This is a genomic window from Mesorhizobium sp. WSM4847, from assembly GCF_055811335.1.
In genome coordinates this window covers 58115-78448 of sequence record NZ_JBVVPY010000007.1, presented here as the reverse complement: position 1 = coordinate 78448, position 20334 = coordinate 58115, and the positions used below count along the sequence as shown (strand labels likewise).

The window sequence follows — 20334 nt, the reverse complement described above, 5'->3', positions numbered from 1 at the left end:
ATGCCGCATCCGCTGTCTTAAGCAATCCAGGAGACCCGCCTTGCTCCTCCAGGTCGCCTTCGACAAGCCTGAGCACCTGGCCCTGCTCGCGCAGATGAAGGAATTTGCCGACGTTATCGAGATCGGCACGCCGTTGCTGAAACGCCTCGGCCTCTCGGCCATCGCCACGGCGCGCGAGCTCTGCCCTGAAGTCATGGTGTTGGCCGATACCAAAACCGTCGATGGCGGCCAGTTCGAGGCTGATATGGTATTCGGCGCCGGTGCCGCGTTCATGACGGTGCTTTCGTGTGCTTCATCCGCCACGCATGAGACGGTGGGAAAACGTGCCGCAGCCTTCGGCGCGACGGTGATCGTCGACACCATCACCGAGATGGGCAAGGCAGAACTGCTTCCCTTGAATGCTGTCTTCCCCGAAAGCTTTGGCTATGTCGCGGTCCACTCGCCAACCGATGCGCGGCTGGCAGGCAACACCTCCACCTCACATATCGACGCCGTGAGAAAGATGCATGATCGCGGCTTTCTGGTTTCGCTCGCCGGCGGGATCGGCCCCGACACGCTGGAAGCGGTGATCGCAGTCGAGCCTGAAATCCTCGTGGTTGGCAGCGCCATCACAGAATCCGCAAGCCCGAAAGAGGTAGCCCGATGGATTCGCGACAGATTGCCCAATCCAGGCCGTGGCTGGCCGTGGGACAGGAGATAACCGACGTTCTTGGCCGGATCGACGCCGACGCCTTTGCAGGGCTGGTGCAGGCGTTCGATGATCCCGATCAGCGATGGTTCTTTTCCGGGCAGGGACGCTCCGGCCTTGTCGCGCAGATGGGTGCGATGCGCTTCATGCATCTTGGCCGAGCGGTGCATTTCGTCGGTGAGGCATCGGCGCCATCGATCCGCAGGGGCGATGCGCTGCTGATCATCTCCGGCTCCGGGGAAACGCGGGTCAGTACAGGCTTTGCCCGCATCGCCAAGGCGGAGGGCGCCAAGGTCGTTACGCTGACGCATCAGCCGGCCGGGACCCTGGCCGGCATTGCCGATGTCACGCTGCATGTCCCTGTCGAGAAATCGAAACAGTTTGGCGGCAGCCTGTTCGAGCAATCCTGCCTCATCCTGCTCGACAGCATTGTGCTCTTCATGGCCCAGCAGATACCCGACGCGCACAGACTGATGTTGCACCGCCACACCAATTTGCAGTGACCATGCCGACGGTGGTGAGCATCGGTCACGGGGATTGTCGATGCGGTGGAATATTCCCCAGGCAAGATCGAGCGGTTTTCTGGCGACTCCGCGCTAAAACCGCCGCGCGCTTTTGGGCGACATGCATTAGCCGGAAGCCCGCGGGGCAGCTCACCTTCCGTCGCGGCAAGGCACTGGACTCGCTGCGCGATGCCGATATTGTGCTTGGCAAGCGTTGGTGCCGTGCTCTGGCGACGGCAACCGACGGGGAGATACCGGCGGCTTGGTTCGCAGGAACATGTCCCGGTCAACACGGGAGGAAGTCTGATGAGAATTGGGGTCTTTCTGGCCGGCTTTTCGGCTTTTGCCGCGCTGGTTGGCGCGCCTGCCTTTGCCCAGGACAAGCCGTTTGCGGGGGTTACCGTGAACGTCATTACGCAGACCGGTGCGATTCAGGAGCCGCTGCAGCGGCGTGCGCCCGAGTTCGAAGCGCTCACCGGCGCCAAGATCAATGTCATCGCGGTGCCCTTCTCGGATCTCTATCAGAAGATTCTCACCGATTGGGCGAGCGGCACCAACTCGGTCGATGCCGGCGTGTTCGCCCCGCAGTGGATGGTCGACTACATTGCCGGCGGCTATCTCGAGGACCTGACGCCGCGAGTGGAGGCCGACAAGGACATCCAGCAGGACGATGTGGGCGCGTTCTTCCGTGACTTCTCCGAGAAGTACAGCGGCAAGACCTACATGATCACGCTCGATGGCGACTTCCACATGATGTACTACCGCAAGGACGTGCTCGAAGCGGCTGGCCTGGCGGTGCCGAAAACCTGGGACGAGTATCTCGAGGTCGCCAAGGCCACGCATGGCAAGGACATGAGCGGCGATGGCACGCCGGATTTCGGCTCCTGCATCGCCAAGAAGCGCAACGCGCAGAGCTATTGGTTCGTTACCGATGTGGTCGGCTCGATGACCCAGTCCAAGGGAACCAGCCAGGGCACTTTCTTCAACACCAAGGACATGACGCCGCTCGTCAACAACGACGCCTTCCGCAAGGCGCTCGACTTCCTGTCTGAATCGACCAAGTACGGCCCGCCGGACGAGCTGAACCTCGACGTCAGCGATACAAGGCCGCTCTTCGCTTCCGGCCGCTGCGCGCTGAACCTCGACTGGGGTGATGTGGGTACGATCTCGATCGATCCGAAGCAGTCCAAGGTGATGGGCAAATGGGGCGCGGCGATCATGCCCGGATCCAAGGAGGTCCTGAACTGGGACACCGGCAAGCTCGAGGCCTGCACGGCAGAAAACTGCCCGCACGCGATCGACGGCGTGAACCATGCGCCATTCGCCGCCTTTGGCGGCTGGGGCGGCGGCATCAACGCGGCGGCCGATCCGAAGGTGAAGGACGCCGCCTACGCCTACTTCTCGTTCATGACGCAGCCGGCACAGTCGAATGCCGACGTCACCGTCGGCGGCACCGGCTTCAACCCGTACCGCACCTCACAGCTCAGCTACAGCGACCTTTGGAAGAAGGCCGGGATGAGTGAGGAGGAGGCTAACGTCTACCTGGGCGCGATCAACGACAGCATGAGCAGCCCGAACATGATCCTCGACCTGCGCATCCCACAAAATCAGAAGTACCAGCAGGTCGTGCTCGACGAGGCGGTGTCGCGCTTCCTCGCCGGCGAAATCGACAAGGAGGCGACCGTCGCGGCGGTCGAGGAAGGCTGGAATGAGCTGAACGAAGAGATTGGCAAAGACGAGCAGCTCAAACTTTACAAGGCGACCATCGGCGCCAAATAGGCCAAGCAAACGACCCGGCGTGGCATCGGTCCGCGCCGGGTCTTATGCCTGCCCCACTTTCCCAGGATATGATGACCGCAACCAACACGATGCCAGACGCTGCCGACCGCCGCAGCTGGGCCGAATGGCTGGACGGTCACTCAGGCCGGATCATGGTGCTGCCAGCCGTCGTCGTGCTTCTCTGCTTCGCGATTTTTCCGCTCATAATCTCGGCCTATCTCGCGCTTTCGCGCTTTGCGCTCGCGCCGGGCGGATTCACGCTGAAATTCATCGGACTTTTGAACTTCCGCAAGCTGCTGGTCGGCTCGCAGCAGTATCACCTGCTCGGTAAGTTCGGCACGTTCGGCTTTGTCCAATCCGCTTTGCTGGCCTTTATCGCGGCAGGGCTGTTTTTCCTCCTCGCCCGCTACTTGTTGCGTGGCAGGCCGACCATCGTCGGCACGGTTGGTCGGCTTCTCGCGACGGCGATGGCGATGGGCCTGGCGGTTCTTGCGCTGGCCACCATGGCGCCGGGCGGCGTGCCAGGGACTGTCGTCAACACGCTTCTCTACGTGTTCGTCGGCGTGTCCGTGCAGTTCGCACTGGGACTGGGCCTCGCGCTGTTGTGCGGCCAGCCGATCCGCGGCCGGAATTTCTTTCGCGTCCTCTTCTTCATCCCGCTGATGGTAACCCCGGTCGGCATCGCCTACACGTTCCGAATGCTCGCCGACATGCAGAAGGGGCCTTTCGCCCCACTCGTGCGCGCTTTCGGCATCAGCGAGTGGTCGTGGGCGACAGAGGCCTGGTCGGCGCGGCTGATGGTGTTGGTCGGCGACACCTGGCAGTGGACGCCGTTCATGTTTATCGTGCTGCTGGCGGCCATTGAGAACCAGCCGCGCGATCAGGTCGAGGCGGCGCGGCTCGACGGAGCCAACGGCTTCCAGATTTTTCGCGACATTACCTGGCCAGCGATCGCGCCGATTGCCGCTACCGTCGTGCTGATCCGGCTCATCGAGGCTTTCAAGATCATCGACCTGCCGAACGTGCTCACCGGCGGCGGTCCCGGCCTGGCGACGGAATCGATGACGCTCCATTCCTTCATTTCCTGGCGCACCCAGGATCTCGGCGGCTCGGCCGCTATCGGCTACATGCTGCTCTTCATCTCGACCATCGTCTGCGTCTCGTTCTTCAACTTCGTGGTCCGGCCGGCGCGCCGGTTCGAAGCATGAGCACCGAGCCGCGCTCGCTGGCGCGCCGGCTGTTCGAGCCGGCCTCGATCGACAGCCAGGCGCCGGTCGCCAGGGTGCTGACCTATGTGCTGTTGTCCCTGTGGGCGCTGGTTGTGGTGATTCCCCTCTACTGGGTGTTCATCACGTCCTTCAAGGGGCCTGGCGAGGTCGACAACGGGCCGTTCTATCTCCCGTTCATCGACTTTGCTCCCTCGCTTCAGGCATGGGACTTCATGCTGGTGCAGAATTACACGCTGCGCCCTTACATGAATTCGGTCGTTGTCGCGGTCGCCAGCACGCTGCTCGCAGTCCTGATCGGCTCGCTGGCGGCCTACGCGCTCGTGCGTATCCGCTTCCAGGTGAAACTCGCCGCCGTTGCAATCTTCTTGATCCTGCTCACTGCAATCATCGTGGCGGTGGCCACTTTCGGCGTGCGCTGGGAGATCGCTATTGTCGTGGCGGCAGCCCTCTTCGTCATTGCGCTGTTCACGCTTGTTGGACGCACGAAGCTTGCGGTCGGCAACAGCGACATTGAGTTCTGGATCATCTCGAACCGTATCATGCCGCCGATCGTCGCCGTATTGCCGATCTACGTGATGTTCCAGCAGATGCGCCTGCTTGACACGCAGGTGGCGCTGATCGCCACCTACACCGCCATCAACCTGCCGATCGTCGTGTGGCTGACGCGCGATTTCTTCGCCGGCATCCCGCTCGACCTCGAGGAGAGCGCACAAATAGATGGCGCCTCCAAGTTCCGCGTTTTCTTCACCATCGCGCTGCCGCTGGTGCGGTCCGGCCTGGTCGCGACCTTCCTGCTGGTGCTGATCCTTGCCTGGAACGAGTATCTGCTGGCCCTCTTCCTCTCCAATGCCGATGCGCAGACCATGCCGGTGCTGGTATCGGCACAGAACACGACCCGTGGGCCGCAATGGTGGAACATGTCGGTGCTGATCACCGTGATGATCGCCCCCGTAATCATTATCTCCAGCATCCTGCAGAAGCACATCGCGCGCGGACTGCTGGTCGGCGCGGTGAAGGGCTAGTCAATATGCGGGTCACACTGTCCGATATCTACAAGTCCTTCGGCGCGGTCGAGGTGGTCAAAGGGCTCGACCTGGAGATCGAGGACGGCGAGTTCCTGGTGCTGCTCGGCCCTTCAGGCTGCGGCAAGACGACAGCGCTGCGCATGGTGGCCGGGCTTGAATCGGTGAGTTCCGGCCGCGTCCTCATCGGCGACCGCGACGTCACCCATGTGCTGCCCAAGTATCGCGACGTGGCGATGGTGTTCCAGTCCTACGCGCTCTATCCGCACATGACGGTTGCGGAGAACATCGCATATCCTCTGAAGGTTCGTGGCGTGCCGCGCACTGAGCGCGACGCCGCCGTGCGCAGTGCCGCCGTCAAGGTGCATCTCGAGGAGTTCCTCGACCGCTATCCACGGCAGCTTTCCGGGGGTCAGCGGCAACGCATCGCGCTCGCCCGCGCCATGGTGCGGCGGCCGAGCGTCTTCCTGATGGACGAGCCGCTCTCCAATCTCGACGCCAAGCTGCGCGGCCACATGCGCTCGGAACTGAAACGCTTGCAGGCCGATCTGGGCGTGACGACGATCTACGTCACTCACGATCAGATCGAGGCCATGACCTTGGCGCACCGTGTTGCCATCATGAACCGCGGCGTCGTGCAGCAGATCGCGACGCCCCGTCAGATCTACGACGATCCGGCGAACCTGTTCGTCGCCGGCTTCATCGGCTCGCCGCCGATGAATTTTCTCCACGGCGAGCTGGTCGAGGGTAGCTTCGCCTGCGCGGAAGGGCGATTTGCGACCAGCGTTGCCGAAAGCCGTAAGAAGGTCACTGCCGGCCTCCGGCCCGAGGATTGCCGGGTCACGGCGCCATCGGAGGGCAAGATTGCGGCGCGAGTCTATGCCGTGGAACTGATCGGCGATCATACCTTGATCACCTGCCAGTTCAGTGGGGCCACAGTAACCGTCAAGGCCGATAAATCGGCGCACTACGATATGGATGAGCCGATCGGCATCACCTTCCAGGATGCCGCCGTCTTTCTGTTCGATGCGGAAACTGGGGCCCGCATTCGCGGCCGCGCCGGTAGACAGGCGGCCGCGTGACTTAAGTTCTTGTTTTTATGGATGTCGTTATCACAAAACCGCTGCGCACCCTCGGGTCAGGCCCCAGGGCATGCTTTTGCGCGACATACATTAATTCTCCTCCACGAACACCTCTTCGCGCTTCTTCTTGACCGCCGGCAGGAAGACGATGACGAGCACGGCGAAGGCGATGAACAGCAGGCCGGCGCTGATCGGCCTCGTCACGAAGGTGGTCGGGTCGCCGCGCGCGAGAATCATGGCACGGCGCAGGTTTTCCTCGAGCAGCGGGCCGAGCACGAAGCCGAGCAGCAGCGGCGCCGGTTCGCAGCGCAGCTTGGTCAGGAGATAGCCGAGCAAGCCGAAGAAGGCGACGGCGTAGAGGTCGTAGATGTTGGTGTTGACGCTGTAAACGCCGATTGAGCAGAACGCCATGATGATCGGGAAGAGCACGTAGTAGGGGATCGTCAGGAGTTTCACCCAAAGCCCGATCAGCGGCAGGTTCAAGATGATCAGCATCAGATTGCCGATCCACATCGAGGCGATGATGCCCCAAAACAGCGCCGGCTGTTCGATCGCGACATTGGGGCCGGGCACGATGCCCTGGATGATCATCGCGCCGATCATCAGCGCCATGACCGGGTTGGCCGGAATGCCGAGCGTCAGCATCGGGATGAAGGAGGTCTGCGCACCGGCATTGTTGGCCGATTCCGGTCCGGCGACGCCTTCGACGGCGCCCTTGCCGAATTCCCCGGGGTTTTTCGAGATGCGTTTTTCGACCGTGTAGGAGGCAAAGGCTGCAAGGATCGCGCCGCCTCCCGGCAGGATGCCGAGCGCCGAACCGATGATGGTTCCGCGCACGATCGGCGCCGCCATGCGGCGAAAGTCGTCGCGGGTCGGCATCAGGCCGGAGACGCTTCGGATCATCACCGAGCGCTCGTGCTCGTTTTCGAGGTTGCGCAGGATCTCGGCGACGCCGAAGACGCCGACCGCCACCGCGACGAAATTCAGCCCGTCGGCATATTCGCGGATGCCGAGCGTGAAGCGCGGCGTGCCGGTGTAGATGTCGGTGCCGACGATGCCGAGCAGCAGGCCAAGCACGACCATCGCCAGCGCCTTGACGATCGAGCCGTGGGCGAGCGCGACGGACGAGACGAGGCCGACGATCATCAGCGAAAAATACTCGGCCGCGCCGAATTCCAGCGCGATCGCCGTCAGCGGCGGGGCAAAGACGGCGACGAGGAAGGTCGACACCGTGCCGGCGAAGAACGAGCCTATCGCCGCGATGGCGAGTGCCGCCCCGGCGCGGCCGTTCTTGGCCATCTGGTAGCCGTCGATGGCGGTGACGGCCGACGAGGATTCGCCAGGCATGTTGATGAGGATGGCGGTGGTCGACCCGCCATATTGCGCGCCGTAATAGATGCCGGCGAGCATGATAAGCGAGGAAACCGGGTCGCCGATCTGGAAGGTGATCGGTAACAGCATGGCGATGGTGGCGGTGGCGCCGATGCCGGGCAAAACGCCGATCAGCGTGCCGAGAAGGACGCCGATCAGGCAGAAACCGAGATTTGCCAGCGACGAGGCCGTCGAAAAACCAAGCGCGAGGTTGTCGAGGAGTTCCATGTTCATCTCCTCAAAACTGCAGCCACGGGCCGAAGCGCCGGAACGGCAGGCCGAGCGCATAGCTGAAGACGAGGAACGCAAACAGCGTCAGGCCGGCGGAGAGCACGAGCGCGGTCAGCGGCCTCATGCGACCGCTGGCAAAGGATGCGATCAGCGCCGTCAGGAAGATCGAGGGGAGGAAGCCGAGGCCGCGCACGGTCAGGCCGAAGAAGATCGGGGCAGGGAGGATGAACAGCATGCCGCGCCAGGCTACATGGCCGATCGGCTCGCTCTCGAAGCGCACCGCTTCGACGAGGATAACGGCGCCAAGCAGGATCAAAACGATTGCCAGGACCAGCGGGAAATAGCCCGGTCCCATGCGGAAGGCGGTGCCGATTTCGAGGTCGAGCGACTGCAGCGCGAAAAATCCGCCGAGAAAGATGAACAGCGCGGCGCATATGCCGTTGGTCGTGTCGATTGTGAAGGGTTTCATGACGTCCTCCCAGGCCCGCGCCGCGGGCGCGCCGATGCCGGTGTGAAAATGGGGCCGGTGTGAAAAAAACGGGGCGCTGGTGGGCGCCCCGTTCAAAATCTCAGTCGGCGTACTGGCCGGCGGCTTCGATGATCGGCTTCCAGCGCGCGATCTCGCCCTCCAGCTTGGCCTTCAGCGCGGCCGGAGTCGCATCAGCTTCAGGCGATGGCTTGGTGCCGAGTTCGGCGAAGCGGGCGACGACATTCGGGTCCTTCAGCGCGACCTGAAGCGACTTCGACAGGCGTTCGGTGACCTCGGTCGGCGTGCCCTTGGGCGCGTAGAGGCCGTGCCAGATGCCGACCTGCACCTCCGGGAGACCGGCTTCCGTCGTCGTCGGGACGTCCGGCAGAACATCGAGGCGTTCAGCCGAGGTGACGGCGTAGACCTTGATCGTGCCGCCCTGGATCTGCTTGGTGGTGTTGGTCGACTGATCGCACATGATGTCGACCTGGCCGCCGAGAAGGTCGGTCATGGCCGGTCCGGTGCCTTTGTAGGGCACGGTGACCAGCGGCGTGCCGATCGCGCTCATGAACAGCATGCCGCACAGATGCGAGGCCGCGCCTATGCCGGCATTGGCGACGGTGACGGTATCCTTGTTGGCCTTGGCGTAGTCGACCAGCCCCTTCAGGTCGGTCGGCTCGAGGTCCTTGCGGCCGACGACGGTCATCGGCACCTCGGTGACGAGGCCGACATATTCGAAGCTGTTCAGCGTGTCGTATGCGAGCTTTCTGTACAGCGTGGCGCTTGTCGCCATGCCGATATGATGGAGGAGAAGCGTATAGCCGTCGGGCTCGGCGCTCGCGACGCGACCGGCGCCCAGCGTGCCGCCGGCGCCGCCGACATTCTCGACGATGATCTGCTGGCCGAGATCCTTCGACATGGCTTCCGCGACGAGGCGCGTGACCGTGTCGGTCGGGCCGCCGGCCGAAAACGGCACCACCACGGTGATGGTGCGTTCGGGATAGGTTTGCGCGCCCGCGGCGAACGAATACAGCGTGACGGCGGCGGCGGCCAGAGCGGCGGCGAATCTTCTCATCTCAACTTCCTCCCAGGATATGAATTCCCAACCGCCTCCTGGAGTTCTTCTCAACACCGGCTGCGGGTGGACCAATAACTAGCGTAACCTAGCGGATTGCAATCGGACTCAAGCCGCATGCTGCTATTATACACAAGTCCGCGCAAATGGGTGAACAGGTGCCATCGAGCCGGAGGCGGACTGCCGGGCGCCCAATGGTCGAAGATGGCATGTTTAACGAGCACAGGTCGCGGACCGGCCGTTACGCCTTTCCTTGGATTATGCGGGATAAGTGGAGAGCGGCTCTCCTGATGTCGATCTGCGAATCGCATGTTCGACGCCGCGGAGCTCGGCCAATCCCTTGAGCCGACCGATGGCCGGATAGCCGGGCTGCGCCCCGCGCGTCAGGTCATCGAGGATATCCTGGCCGTGGTCGGGGCGCATCGGGATGACGGCGTCCTGGCGGCCTTCCACTTTGCGCCGCGCTTCCTCGTGAAGCAGCGCCGCCACCACCGCCACCATGTCGGTGTCGCCGGCAAGGTGCTCGTCCTCGTGGAACGAGCAGGGGGTGCCGGCCGCTTCCTTGCGCACATTGCGCAGATGGGCGAAGTGGATTTTTGGCCCCATCCGCTCGATCATGCCGGGCAGATCATTATCGGGTCTCGCGCCGAGCGATCCGGTGCACAGCGTCGCGCCGTTGGCCGGGCTGTCGACTGCGTCCAGAACGTAGCTGTAGTCGGCCTCGGTCGACATGATGCGCGGCAGGCCGAGCAGCGGAAACGGCGGGTCATCGGGGTGGCAGCAGAGTCGCAGGCCGAGGCGTTCGGCCGTGGGCACGACCTCCGCCAGGAAATCGACGAAATGCCGGCGCAGGGTTGTTGCGTCGATACGGTCATAGTTTGACAGTTGAGCCGCGAGGCCGTCGAGAGACGTGTCTTCGGTCGAGCCCGGCAGGCCGGAATTGACGCTTCTTGCCAGAATCTTGCGCGCATGGTCATCCATTTGCGCATATCGGCGCGCCGCCTCGGCGGCGATCTCCGGTGTGTAGTCGCCGGGCGCCGCCTGGCGTTTCAGGATATGGATGTCGAATGCGGCGAAGTCGATCAGATCGAAGCGCATGGTGGTGCCGCCATGCGGCAGGCGCCAGGCAAGGTCGGTGCGGGTCCAATCGAGCACGGGCATGAAATTGTAGCAGATGACCGAAATGCCGGCTCGCGCCAGGTTTTCCAGCGATGTCCTGTAGTTGGCAAGATGGCTGCGCCATTCGCCGACCTGCGTCTTGATCGATTCGGAAACCGGCAGGCTTTCGACAATCTCCCAGGTCAGTTCGCTTGCGCTTCCATCCGGCAAGGATGCGACTTCGCGCTGACGCCTTTCGATTTCGGCGGGCAGCCAGACGGCGCCGTGAGGAACGTGGTGAAGGGCCGTGACGATGCCTTGCGCCCCGGCTTGACGCGCGTCCGCAATCGTCACCTTGTCGACCGGGCCGAACCAACGCCACACATGTCTCATTCGAACACTCCTTTAAAAAGAATCGCCGTGCGGCCCGCCCGCGCTCCTGCCGCGGTGTGACCGACCTGCTGCTTTTCTTCATCCGCTGCTATCAGATTCCGGTGTCGGCGCGAATGGCGATAGTGGCTGACGGCAATCGACGCCAGCGCGAAGTTCTAGGCTAAAGCGCGTCGTGTCTGAAGGGATTCATGCGACGCGCTTTAAGTCTTTGTTTTTGTGCATGTCGTTGACCCAAAACCGCTGCGCACTTTTGGGCGGCGTGCATTAGAGCAGCGCTTCGTACAGATCGCCGATCTTTTCAACTTCGAAATCCGCCGCCCTGCTTTTCAGGATGGCGGCAGAAGTGGGGTGGTCCAGCATGTCAGCCATCGCCTTTGCCATAGCCGCGGCATCGCCGACCGGCACCAAGGCGCCGAAACGGCCGTCACCGAGAATCTCGCGCGGGCCATGTGGCGCATCCGTGGAGACCACCGGGACGCCCGCAGCCATGGCCTCGACCAACACATTGCCAAAGCCTTCGCTCGTCGAGGAAAGCACGAACAGGTCGGCTGCGGCATAACAGGCGGCTGGGTCGTTGACGTAGCCAGCAAAGAGCACGTCCGCGCCGATACCGGTTCCCTCGGCATAGGCGCGCAATTCGACAGCCAGCGGACCTTCGCCGAAGATGATAAGCCGAGCGCGGCCGCCGGCGCGCAGGATGGCGAAAGCCCGCAGCAAGGTCCGATGGTCCTTGACTGGCACCAGGCGCCCGGCGGTCGCGATGACCGGGCCATCGCCCATCGTTGACAGCTGTGCCTGCCATGCTTGGGAATCTTGTTCGAGCGCCGCAACCGGCGGCAGCGGATTGTTGATGACGACAATTTTGGATTTGGGAAAACCGCGGGCCGCAAGGTCGCGGCCGACACCCGCTGAGACGGCGATGGCTTTGGTTGCGCGCGCTGCAACCAGTGCGGAAAGCCAGACCGCTATTCTCGCGCCGAGGCTGCTGGAAGGCAGTGAGGCGGCTGCGTGGAAGCTTGGAAAGAACCGCGCCCGGCTTCGCGCCAGGAGAAGCGCCAGCGCCACGACCAGATTGGCAAATTCCGGGGCGCTGTAGACCGCATGCGGACCAAGGCGGCTGAACAAACCTGCGCTTCGCACGATGCCTTTCAGCGTCTCCCACTTGCCGTAACCCTCGCCCTGGATGGGAAGGTCGAAATCGACCAGATGCACGGCGGGGGATCGCAGCGCGGCGTTGGGTCCTTGCGCGTTCCAGGTAAAAAGGGTGACATCGTGCCCACGCGATGCCAATTCATTTGCCATGAGGACGAAGACACGCTCGGCGCCGCCGCCCCTGAGACTGGCGATGTGAAAGACAATGCGCTTCGCCATGCCTGGATTCAGGCTCGGCTGACGCCGATGCCTGATCGGTTCGGCGGCTGGCGCATGTCGCGAACGATACCCATGGCAATGGCCAGCAGCATGCCCAGAGCAAAGCCGGCGAAAGCTCCCAGGCCTGCCGTCACAGGGGTGCGGGGCGGCCACGAGCGACCCGGTGGCGGCACGGCGGTGGAAATCACCTGCACATTGGTGGTGTCGATCTGCTCGCGCTCGGTGATTTGGCGCGCGCGAGACAGGAAGCTTTCATAGACCGCCCTTCTCGAGGCGGCGTCGCGTTCAAGCTCACGCAGGGCGACCTGGGACTCGCTGTCGGTGAAAACGTTGTTCTTCAGAGCGTTCATCCTGGCGGTGAGAGAAGCCAACGAGGCGTTGGCCTTGTCCAGGTTGGCTTTTGCCGTGCCGACCGTGCGGGAGAACTCCGCCCTGAGTTGAGAACTGACGGTTTCGAATTCTGTCCTGAGCCGGACGATCGTCGGGTGGCGCGGACCAAAGGTCATGGACTGAGAATCGATCTGCTGCCGCAAGCCATTCGCCTTGTCGCGCAGCACTGAGAGTGCTGCCGAAACCGCGGGGTCAGGATTGGCCCCATTGACACCGGAAGCAACCAAGGCGTCGTAACTTGCCTGCGCCGCGATAACGCGCGATTGCGCCTCGCCAATTTCGCTATTGAGCTGCGTCATCGTCTGCGAACTGACAAGCTGGCCATTGCTGGCCGACAAATTGTGGCTGCGCCTGTAGCTCTCGACCTTCTCTTCGGCTGCCTGCACGTCGCGCTTGAGTTGGCCGAGCCGGCCCTCAAGAGCAGCTGCGGCACGGCCGGCGCCAGCAGCTTCGGCCGTGGCCAGTTCTTCCTGGAAAGCCTTCACCATGGCTTGCGAGATCAGGATCGCCTTGCCGGTGGTTTCTGCCGATACCGCGAGGGTTGTGACGAACGAGGTTTCATCTGCAGCGACGCTGACCCGCTGCGCCAGGCTTTTCTGGGCGACAAGCTTCGGATCGGACTTGCCGCCACTCACTGCAGCACCAGAGGTGGAAGCGGTCTGGTCCGGATCGAAAAACTCCGGATCGTTGGCGAGACCGAGTTCGTCCACCACACGTGCAAGCACGTTGCCGGAGGTCAAGATGCGCTGCTTGCTGCGCGCGTTCAGTATTTGGCTGTCGACCTGGCCCGGTTGCGAGTAGACATCGTTTTCCACAACCTGCAAATTGGCAGGATTGATGAGGATTTCCGTCGTGACGGTATAACGCTGTTTGCTCAGCAATCCGTAGGCGGCGCCGATGACGCCGCCGGCCACCGCCAGCATCAATGCCAGGACGAGCCCGGCACGCAGCCAGACAAAAAGGCGTCGAAAATCGAGCTCGAGGAAATCGCCGATCTTGTCGAGCGTCACCGTCGGGACAGGCTCGGGCGTGGGCGGAGTGACAGGGGCGGAGGGGCGCGCCGTGACCGGAGCATCCTGTTGCAGCCTTGCCCTGCTGGCGCGCCGCGCATTGGCGATCCGCTCGAATGCGCTGATATTGGAATCCGCTGTAGGGGGAGGGGTTGTGCCGGAAGCGGCAGACATGGCGCTAACTCTGGTTATTCGCTACGCGGACCAGCACTACAGAAAGATCGTTAACATGTCATTTTCCAAGTTGGCATATTTTGCCGAGTCAGGCACCGCGTCTGTTCAGCGGTCCCTTGAATGGATCTCGTTGGCCAGAATGGCGTCTGAATACCCTCACTTGGATCGGCGATGAGCTATCCCGCCGCCGTATCGGAACGAACCAGCCAGGCGCGCCGTCAGAACGCGCTGTCGCTGCTGTTTTTCCTATGCGCGGCGTTGGCCTTCCTGCTCCGCTTCACGGTGTCGCCGCAGATCATGAACATGGTCGTCGACTATACCGCCGACGGCGGTTCATTCTACGAGAAACTGCATGTCGGCACCTATGCCATCTTCCTGCTGCTTCCTGTCGTTCTTTTCAGCCGACCGTTTCTGCTGCAGGGCGACGAAATTGGAATCTTCAAGGCCTTGCTGCTCTATTCTGCGGTGATTTTCGCGCTGGTGCCGTATCTGTTCATCACCGGCCGCGCCGGCTCCTCCGGGTTTATCATCGATACCTATCTGGTGGCGGGCGCCGCAGGCCTGTTGATGCTGGCCCTGAACGCGCAAGTGCGGCGTGCCTTGGGCGACCTCGTGCTTGGGATGGTGGTCCTCAGCGCTGTGATGGGCACGATCGAAGCGGTGACTCAACATCGGTTTCTGCCCTACGGTCTCAACGAACTGCAGTTCAGGCCGATCGGGCTATCGGCGCACCCGCTGGCCCTGGGCGCGCTCTGCGCCACAGTCATCGGGTTCGTACCGCTGACGAACTGGCGCATATGGGTTCGGGTGCTGGCGATCTTCGTATTGCTCGTCGGCTGTGCTGCATCAGGCGCGCGCGCCGCCCTGTTGCTCGCTGCCGCAGAAACCCTCATTCTGCTGATGTTCGTGCCCTGGCCGCGCCTGTCCCTCAAGCATCAGCGGCAGGCCAAGTCTGTCGTGCTGCTGTTCGCTGTGGCGGGCGGCGCAGTGCTGGTGGCCATACTGTTTTCGGGCGGGCTGCTGAACCGATTCGGCAACACGATCTTTGACGAAAATTTCATGGCGCGGGTGACGATCTACCAGGTGTTCGGACTTGTCAGCTGGAAAGACATCCTGTTTGGCATGAACGTCGACGACCTCCTGGCGATCGTCAACGAGAAGTTGCATCTGCCCTATATCGAGAGCGCGCCGGTGGTCATCATCATGCTGTTCGGCTTGCCGATCGCTGCGCTCTTCATCGGGCTGGTATTCTGGTTCATTTTCCGGTTGCTGCGCGGGGCGCTGCTGCCGGCATGGATCGGCACCATGACGTTCCTGCTTGCTGCGCTATCGAACAACGCGCTCTCGTCAAAATCGCCGGAGATCACCATTATCGTGGTGTTGCTGCTTGCCTATAGAAACGATCCGTTTCGAAACCGGCAGGGGAGCATATTGTCGACCGCGGCGGCATCCGAGCCGACACTGGATCGGCCTGGACAGCGCAGACTCCAGACGCGTCAGCCGGCGCTATCCACAACCTCGAGATTGCCTGCGCGGTTGAGCGTGTGAATGCCAGCGCGGACCCATGCCGGCCCCGGGCCGATCGGGCAGGGCGGCGCAAAACGGACCTCGAAATCGTCAAGCCGTTCCAATCGCATCAACCCGAGACCGCCGCCATAGGCTCTCGAGCCGTTTTGCACCGGCAGCACCGGGGCGTCACCGTGGCGGATGAAGGCGCCGCCGGGCCGAGCGGCCGAGTGATCGACGGCGATGGGATTGAGCGCGTGCGTAACCCACGGCCCGCGCAGCGAGGGTGCGGAATAGACCGCCATCGTGTCCGACGCGCTGCCATAACCGAACCGCTCCGTCCCCAATAGCCAGAAGCGGCCGGCCGATTCGAGCAGCGTGGCGTCATTGAAATCCTTGTCCGTCAACAGCACGGTGTCGCGTACCCAGCGATCTGGAAACTGCGCAGCGCGGTAGAGCACAAGCTCGCGCGCCGCCGCACTTTCAGGAATCATGAAAATCTCGCCGGCGTGAGCGAACACCTGCGGATACGACAAATGGTGGGTTTCCTCCAGCACCACCCTCGGCACGCCGAAGCTGCCGTCGTCACCCAGTTCGGCGACAGAAATCACGCCGCGACCGGTAGCGTAGGGAAATTCCTCGACGAACAGATAGTGGCGGCCATCCCGCTCGAGGACGAATGGGTCGGCATAGAATCGCTGGCCATCGTCCGGCAGGACGGTGAACGGCTTACCGTCGAGCTGTCCGGTTTCGGCGACACCTGGCCCGTCGATCAGCCGATAGGCAACCTGCCAATAGAAGGGACGCCGTCCAAGCCTGAGTTTTTGCACGGCGCGATCGACCAGCCCGCTGCAGAAAAAGGGCAGATAGTGCCGGACAAAACCGCCGTTCCTCAGCATCGGCGCCGGACTATCGGCTATCGGCACAAGTTCGCCCGCGGCAAACCGGGCGACGCTTTGCGCAACCAGCGAGATGGCCCCAGCGAGCATGTCGTTGCAGCTGCGAGACAGCCAGAGCCGGTCGCCGAGCATCGGTCGGCCCCGGGCGACTGTGACGCCGTCGAGGCGCACGGCAAGTTCGGGCAACCGCCCGCTCGCCAGCATCTCGGCCACACCGGCGGGGAAGGTGCTGCGGCCGCAAAATTCGAGCCTCAGAACCGATGCGTCACGTCGTGCGAAAGTGCCGGTGAGATCGATTATGAGGTCGGCCGGACCAGAACCGCCAGACGGCAACGGTTCGGAGCGGCTTGCCAATGAGGGACCGAAGCGCCGGCTCTCGATCGCCAGCGCAACATCCAGGCCGCGTGCGATCGGCGCAGGCGTCGGCGCGCGGCCGCTCGAAACCACGTGACCGGCTGCGCTCAACCGCACCAGAAGCTCATTTTCCCAGCGCCGAGATCCGACCGCGTGGCCGATAATTAAAATATTAGTCAATCGAATATTTTCTTTTTCAAGACTACTCTGCCAGGATACCTATCGGTTCCGGCTTTCATAAGAGTTACCGGGGAGGACGCGGGCTTGGCTGTTAATCATATGTTAAGATTTAAGGTCACGACGACGGCTTCTGCCGCTATTATAGCTCTTGTAGCGAATAATCGGCAGGTCGCGACGCCTTCTGGCGACCAGGATCAGCAATGAACGTCCTTTCACATTCAAACCTGCCGTCCAGGCAAAAACTGCTGATCGTGTTCGGCACCAGGCCGGAGGCGCTCAAGTGCTTTCCGGTGGTGCGTGCCGCGCTTGCCCATCCAGGTTTCATCACCGAGACATGCATCACCGGCCAGCATCGCGAGATGGTCGACCAGGTCATCGAACTGACCGGCCTGCCGGTGCATCACGACCTCAACATCATGCAGCCCGGCCAGACATTATTCGACGTGACCTCGCGTGTGCTGCTGGGCATGGCCGAAGTGCTGGAGAAGGCGAAGCCCGATATCGTCCTCGTGCAAGGCGACACGACCACGGCGATGACTGCGGCTTTGGCTGCTTTCTACAAGCGCATCCCGGTCGCCCATATCGAGGCAGGATTGCGCAGCCACGATATCAACTCTCCGTTTCCAGAGGAACTGAACCGCAAGATTGCCGGCGATATCGCGACCTGGCACTTCGCGCCGACCATCCAGGCGCGCGACAATCTCATCGCCGAAGGAAAGGCTGCGAGCACCATCTTCGTGACCGGCAACACGGTGATCGACACGCTGTTGCATTTTTCCGGCGCGATCGACGCCGACAGGCAGATGAGCGCAAAACTTGCCGCCCGCTTCCCGTTCCTCGATCCCGCCAAGAAAATGATCCTCGTCACCGGACATCGTCGTGAGAATTTCGACGGCGGCATCCATCGTATCTGCACGGCGCTGAAGGGGTTGGCGGTGCGCGAGGACGTGCAGATCGTCTATCCGGTCCATCCCAATCCCAATGTGCGCTCGGTGGTCAAATGCAGAACTGGGCGGCGTGCCCAACATCCATCTGGTCGACCCGCAGGACTATCTGCCGTTCCTGTTCCTGCAGAAGCAGAGCTATCTGGTGCTGACCGATAGCGGCGGCGTGCAGGAAGAAGCGCCGTCGCTCGGCAAGCCGGTGCTGGTGATGCGTGAGAATACCGAGCGGCCCGAGGGGATCGCGGCGGGCACCGCCCGTCTCGTCGGCACCGATATCCAAAAGATCCTGTTGAATGCCAACAGCCTGCTCGACGACCAGGCGGCCTATCGCGGCATGGCGGAACGACACAACCCATATGGCGATGGCCGGGCCAGTGACCGGATCGTTGAGGAACTGCTGCATCATGGCTGAGATCAAGACCGTTTCCGTTATCGGCATGGGCTATATCGGCCTGCCGACCTGTGCCATCTTCGCCAGTCGCGGGCTCGACGTCATCGGCGTCGACGTCAACGAAGCGGTGGTCGAGAAGGTCAATCGCGGCGAGATCCACATCGTCGAGCCGGACCTCGACGGTCTGATCCAGAAGGTTGTCGCCAACGGCAAGCTCAGGGCTTTCAGCACGCCGCAGCCGGCGGACGCCTTTGTCATCGCCGTGCCGACCCCGATGACCGAGGACCACAAGCCTGACGTGAGCTATGTGCTCGCGGCGGCACGAAGCATCGCCTCGGTGCTGAAGCGGGGAGACCTTGTGGTGCTGGAATCGACATCGCCGGTCGGCACGACGCGCATCATGACGGGACTGCTTGCCGAGTTGCGGCCCGATCTCAAATTTCCTCTCGCGCATGGCGAACAGGCCGATGTCCTGGTCGCCTACTCGCCCGAGCGGGTGTTGCCGGGAAAGGTCCTAACCGAGCTGATCAACAACGATCGCTCGATCGGCGGACTATCGCGCAAGTCGTCGGAACGCACCGCGGCACTCTATTCAACCTTTGTTGCCGGCGACCTGTTCACGACCCAGGCCGAAAGCGCGGAACTGGTGAAGCTGACCGAAAACGCGTTCCGCGACGTCAACATCGCCTTTGCCAACGAGCTTGCGGCGGTGTGCCAGGATCTGTCGCTCAACGTCTGGGAGGTGATCGATCTCGCCAACCGGCACCCCCGCGTGAACATCCTGCAGCCGAGCCCGGGCGTCGGCGGCCACTGCATTGCCGTCGATCCGTATTTTATCATCGATGCCGCGCCCAACAGCACGCGGCTGATGGCTTCGGCACGCCGGATCAATTCCGAGCGTCCGTTGTCGGTGGTCAGGGATATACAAGCCTTGCTCGACCCATCCCGCAAGCAGACGATCGCTTGCCTTGGCCTCAGCTTCAAACCCAATATCGACGATATGCGCGAGAGCCCGGCTGTCGAGGTGGTGAAGCTTTTGTCGGATATCCCCAACCTGAAGATCATTGCGGCTGAACCCAACGCACGCAGGCTGCCGCATGAGCTCGAGGGCAAGGGCATCGTCTTCACCGATGCGCTTTCCGCCATCGACCAGTGCGATATCGTCGTCCTGCTGGTCGACCATCGGCAGTTCAATCTGGTTGATCCCGAAGCGCTCAAGGACAAGAAGCTCATCGATACCAGGGGTTTGTGGACCTGGCGCAAGGCACGCAAGCCCGACGCCCGCATCGAAGGCAAGAAATCAGCGCTCGAGGCGCTTCCTGCAAGTGCAGAGGAGGCCGCATGAACGCGCACGACCCAGCCTGGGCGCAGCATCGCCTGTTGGCATCGCGGCGCCGGGAATTCCTCGGCGCGCCGATCCATGCGCTGACCATGGCCGAGACACTGGCCATCGCCGATGAGGCGATGACCCTGCGGCGGCCGCTGCATCATGTGGTGGTGAATGTCGCCAAGCTTGTGAACATGCGCAACAATAGCGAGCTGCGGGAGGATGTCGCGACGGCGGATGTGATCAACGTCGACGGCATCGGCGTGCTTTGGGGGGCGCGTCTTTGCGGCGTCGCGCTGCCGGAGCGGGTGGCCGGCGTCGACATCATGATCAATCTGCTGAGCCTCTGCGCGAAGCGTGGCTTCAGGCCCTTCCTCCTGGGCGCCGAACAATCCGTTCTCGATGCGGTTGGAATGCGACTTGCCAAGGATCATCCGGATCTCGTCGTCGCCGGCATGCGCAATGGCTATTTCAAGCCGGAAGACGAGGCCGGCATCGTCGAGGCGATCAACGCCTCGGGGGCCAACTGCCTGTTGGTGGCGATGCCGACGCCGCGCAAGGAGCGCTTTATCAAGCGCTATCGTGACGAACTCACCCCGAGTTTCGTCATGGGCGTGGGCGGCAGTTTCGATGTCTATGGCGGCAAGGTTGCGCGGGCGCCAAAACTGGTTCAAGCGGCCGGTCTGGAGTGGTTGTTTCGCGTGGCACAGGAGCCGCGACGTTTGTGGCGCCGCTACTATGACACCAACACCGCCTACGCGGCACTGCTGTGCCGGGAGTTATGGGGCCGTCGGGGACGCCGGAAGGTCGATCCATAAATAGCTTTACCAGGCGCCGACCCTGGGCTG

At 62.6% G+C, this 20334-nt stretch carries 17 protein-coding genes and 1 pseudogene; 11 read left to right on the top strand and 7 right to left on the bottom strand.

Annotated elements, in window-relative coordinates:
- The first annotated feature begins 40 nt into the window (after nt 1–40).
- The 6 genes from AC0L28_RS12170 (at nt 41) to AC0L28_RS12145 (ending at nt 6303) form a co-directional block, all read left to right on the top strand.
- Nucleotides 41–700, top strand: a complete 660-nt coding sequence (locus tag AC0L28_RS12170) for an orotidine 5'-phosphate decarboxylase / HUMPS family protein (RefSeq protein WP_473477592.1) — start codon at nt 41–43, stop codon at nt 698–700.
- Nucleotides 685–1191, top strand: coding sequence for an SIS domain-containing protein (locus AC0L28_RS12165; protein WP_473477591.1), 507 nt, complete (start codon nt 685–687; stop codon nt 1189–1191). The genes AC0L28_RS12170 and AC0L28_RS12165 overlap by 16 nt, the downstream gene beginning before the upstream one ends.
- Nucleotides 1192–1497: 306 nt before the next feature.
- Nucleotides 1498–2970 (top strand): ABC transporter substrate-binding protein, encoded by a 1473-nt coding sequence (locus AC0L28_RS12160; RefSeq protein WP_473477589.1) that lies wholly within the window; start codon nt 1498–1500, stop codon nt 2968–2970.
- Between the two features lie 71 nt (nt 2971–3041).
- Nucleotides 3042–4178, top strand: coding sequence for a carbohydrate ABC transporter permease (locus tag AC0L28_RS12155; RefSeq protein WP_473477587.1), 1137 nt, complete (start codon nt 3042–3044; stop codon nt 4176–4178).
- Nucleotides 4175–5221 (top strand): carbohydrate ABC transporter permease, encoded by a 1047-nt coding sequence (locus AC0L28_RS12150; RefSeq protein ID WP_473477585.1) that lies wholly within the window; start codon nt 4175–4177, stop codon nt 5219–5221. The genes AC0L28_RS12155 and AC0L28_RS12150 overlap by 4 nt, the downstream gene beginning before the upstream one ends.
- Nucleotides 5222–5226: 5 nt before the next feature.
- Nucleotides 5227–6303, top strand: coding sequence for an ABC transporter ATP-binding protein (locus tag AC0L28_RS12145; protein WP_473477583.1), 1077 nt, complete (start codon nt 5227–5229; stop codon nt 6301–6303).
- Nucleotides 6304–6393: 90 nt separating this feature from the next.
- Here AC0L28_RS12145 and AC0L28_RS12140 read toward each other — a convergent pair whose 3' ends face one another.
- The 6 genes from AC0L28_RS12140 to AC0L28_RS12115 all read right to left on the bottom strand — a co-directional run bounded on the left by AC0L28_RS12140 (nt 6394) and on the right by AC0L28_RS12115 (nt 13837).
- Nucleotides 6394–7902 (bottom strand): tripartite tricarboxylate transporter permease, encoded by a 1509-nt coding sequence (locus AC0L28_RS12140; protein ID WP_027151366.1) that lies wholly within the window; start codon nt 7900–7902, stop codon nt 6394–6396.
- A 10-nt stretch (nt 7903–7912) separates the two neighbouring features.
- Entirely contained in the window at nt 7913–8374 is a 462-nt protein-coding gene (locus tag AC0L28_RS12135) for a tripartite tricarboxylate transporter TctB family protein (protein ID WP_023797766.1), read from the bottom strand.
- A 100-nt stretch (nt 8375–8474) separates the two neighbouring features.
- Nucleotides 8475–9449: a tripartite tricarboxylate transporter substrate-binding protein gene (locus AC0L28_RS12130; RefSeq protein WP_128173293.1), complete on the bottom strand. Its 975-nt coding sequence runs from the start codon at nt 9447–9449 to the stop codon at nt 8475–8477.
- Between the two features lie 258 nt (nt 9450–9707).
- Nucleotides 9708–10940, bottom strand: coding sequence for a mannonate dehydratase (gene uxuA, locus AC0L28_RS12125; RefSeq protein ID WP_473477580.1), 1233 nt, complete (start codon nt 10938–10940; stop codon nt 9708–9710).
- Nucleotides 10941–11204: 264 nt separating this feature from the next.
- Entirely contained in the window at nt 11205–12311 is a 1107-nt protein-coding gene (locus AC0L28_RS12120) for a glycosyltransferase (protein ID WP_287259124.1), read from the bottom strand.
- Between the two features lie 8 nt (nt 12312–12319).
- The gene (locus AC0L28_RS12115) at nt 12320–13837 is read right to left on the bottom strand and encodes a GumC family protein (protein ID WP_287171338.1); all 1518 of its coding nucleotides are present in this window, start codon (nt 13835–13837) and stop codon (nt 12320–12322) included.
- On the opposite strand from AC0L28_RS12115, the gene AC0L28_RS12110 reads away from it, so the two are divergent.
- Both AC0L28_RS12110 and AC0L28_RS12105 read left to right on the top strand, forming a co-directional pair.
- Nucleotides 13764–14060: a hypothetical protein gene (locus tag AC0L28_RS12110; RefSeq protein ID WP_287171355.1), complete on the top strand. Its 297-nt coding sequence runs from the start codon at nt 13764–13766 to the stop codon at nt 14058–14060. The genes AC0L28_RS12115 and AC0L28_RS12110 overlap by 74 nt on opposite strands.
- Entirely contained in the window at nt 14057–15433 is a 1377-nt protein-coding gene (locus AC0L28_RS12105; RefSeq protein ID WP_287225747.1) for a VpsF family polysaccharide biosynthesis protein, read from the top strand. Before AC0L28_RS12110 ends, AC0L28_RS12105 begins: the two co-directional genes overlap by 4 nt.
- On the opposite strand, the gene AC0L28_RS12100 is transcribed toward AC0L28_RS12105, so the two are convergent.
- Nucleotides 15382–16761, bottom strand: coding sequence for a glucosamine inositolphosphorylceramide transferase family protein (locus tag AC0L28_RS12100; RefSeq protein ID WP_128173289.1), 1380 nt, complete (start codon nt 16759–16761; stop codon nt 15382–15384). The two genes, AC0L28_RS12105 and AC0L28_RS12100, sit on opposite strands and share 52 nt — an antisense overlap.
- Nucleotides 16762–17024: 263 nt before the next feature.
- On the opposite strand from AC0L28_RS12100, the pseudogene wecB reads away from it, so the two are divergent.
- The 3 genes and pseudogenes from wecB to AC0L28_RS12085 all read left to right on the top strand — a co-directional run bounded on the left by wecB (nt 17025) and on the right by AC0L28_RS12085 (nt 20304).
- A pseudogene (wecB, locus tag AC0L28_RS12095) lies at nt 17025–18180 on the top strand (non-hydrolyzing UDP-N-acetylglucosamine 2-epimerase).
- The gene (gene wecC / locus AC0L28_RS12090) at nt 18173–19504 is read left to right on the top strand and encodes a UDP-N-acetyl-D-mannosamine dehydrogenase (protein ID WP_473477577.1); all 1332 of its coding nucleotides are present in this window, start codon (nt 18173–18175) and stop codon (nt 19502–19504) included. Before wecB ends, wecC begins: the two are co-directional and overlap by 8 nt.
- Complete coding sequence (locus AC0L28_RS12085) at nt 19501–20304, top strand: WecB/TagA/CpsF family glycosyltransferase (RefSeq protein ID WP_128166539.1); 804 nt, start codon at nt 19501–19503, stop codon at nt 20302–20304. The genes wecC and AC0L28_RS12085 overlap by 4 nt, the downstream gene beginning before the upstream one ends.
- Nucleotides 20305–20334: the final 30 nt, after the last annotated feature.

Coding starts and splice junctions, on each gene's coding strand:
- AC0L28_RS12085 (WP_128166539.1), top strand. CDS start 19,501: ATGAACGCGCACGACCCAGCCTGGGCGCAGCATCGCCTGTTGGCATCG.
- AC0L28_RS12145 (WP_473477583.1), top strand. CDS start 5,227: ATGCGGGTCACACTGTCCGATATCTACAAGTCCTTCGGCGCGGTCGAG.
- AC0L28_RS12120 (WP_287259124.1), bottom strand. CDS start 12,311: ATGGCGAAGCGCATTGTCTTTCACATCGCCAGTCTCAGGGGCGGCGGC.
- AC0L28_RS12140 (WP_027151366.1), bottom strand. CDS start 7,902: ATGGAACTCCTCGACAACCTCGCGCTTGGTTTTTCGACGGCCTCGTCG.
- wecC (WP_473477577.1), top strand. CDS start 18,173: ATGGCTGAGATCAAGACCGTTTCCGTTATCGGCATGGGCTATATCGGC.
- AC0L28_RS12130 (WP_128173293.1), bottom strand. CDS start 9,449: ATGAGAAGATTCGCCGCCGCTCTGGCCGCCGCCGCCGTCACGCTGTAT.
- uxuA (WP_473477580.1), bottom strand. CDS start 10,940: ATGAGACATGTGTGGCGTTGGTTCGGCCCGGTCGACAAGGTGACGATT.
- AC0L28_RS12150 (WP_473477585.1), top strand. CDS start 4,175: ATGAGCACCGAGCCGCGCTCGCTGGCGCGCCGGCTGTTCGAGCCGGCC.
- AC0L28_RS12155 (WP_473477587.1), top strand. CDS start 3,042: ATGACCGCAACCAACACGATGCCAGACGCTGCCGACCGCCGCAGCTGG.
- AC0L28_RS12105 (WP_287225747.1), top strand. CDS start 14,057: ATGAGCTATCCCGCCGCCGTATCGGAACGAACCAGCCAGGCGCGCCGT.
- AC0L28_RS12135 (WP_023797766.1), bottom strand. CDS start 8,374: ATGAAACCCTTCACAATCGACACGACCAACGGCATATGCGCCGCGCTG.
- AC0L28_RS12160 (WP_473477589.1), top strand. CDS start 1,498: ATGAGAATTGGGGTCTTTCTGGCCGGCTTTTCGGCTTTTGCCGCGCTG.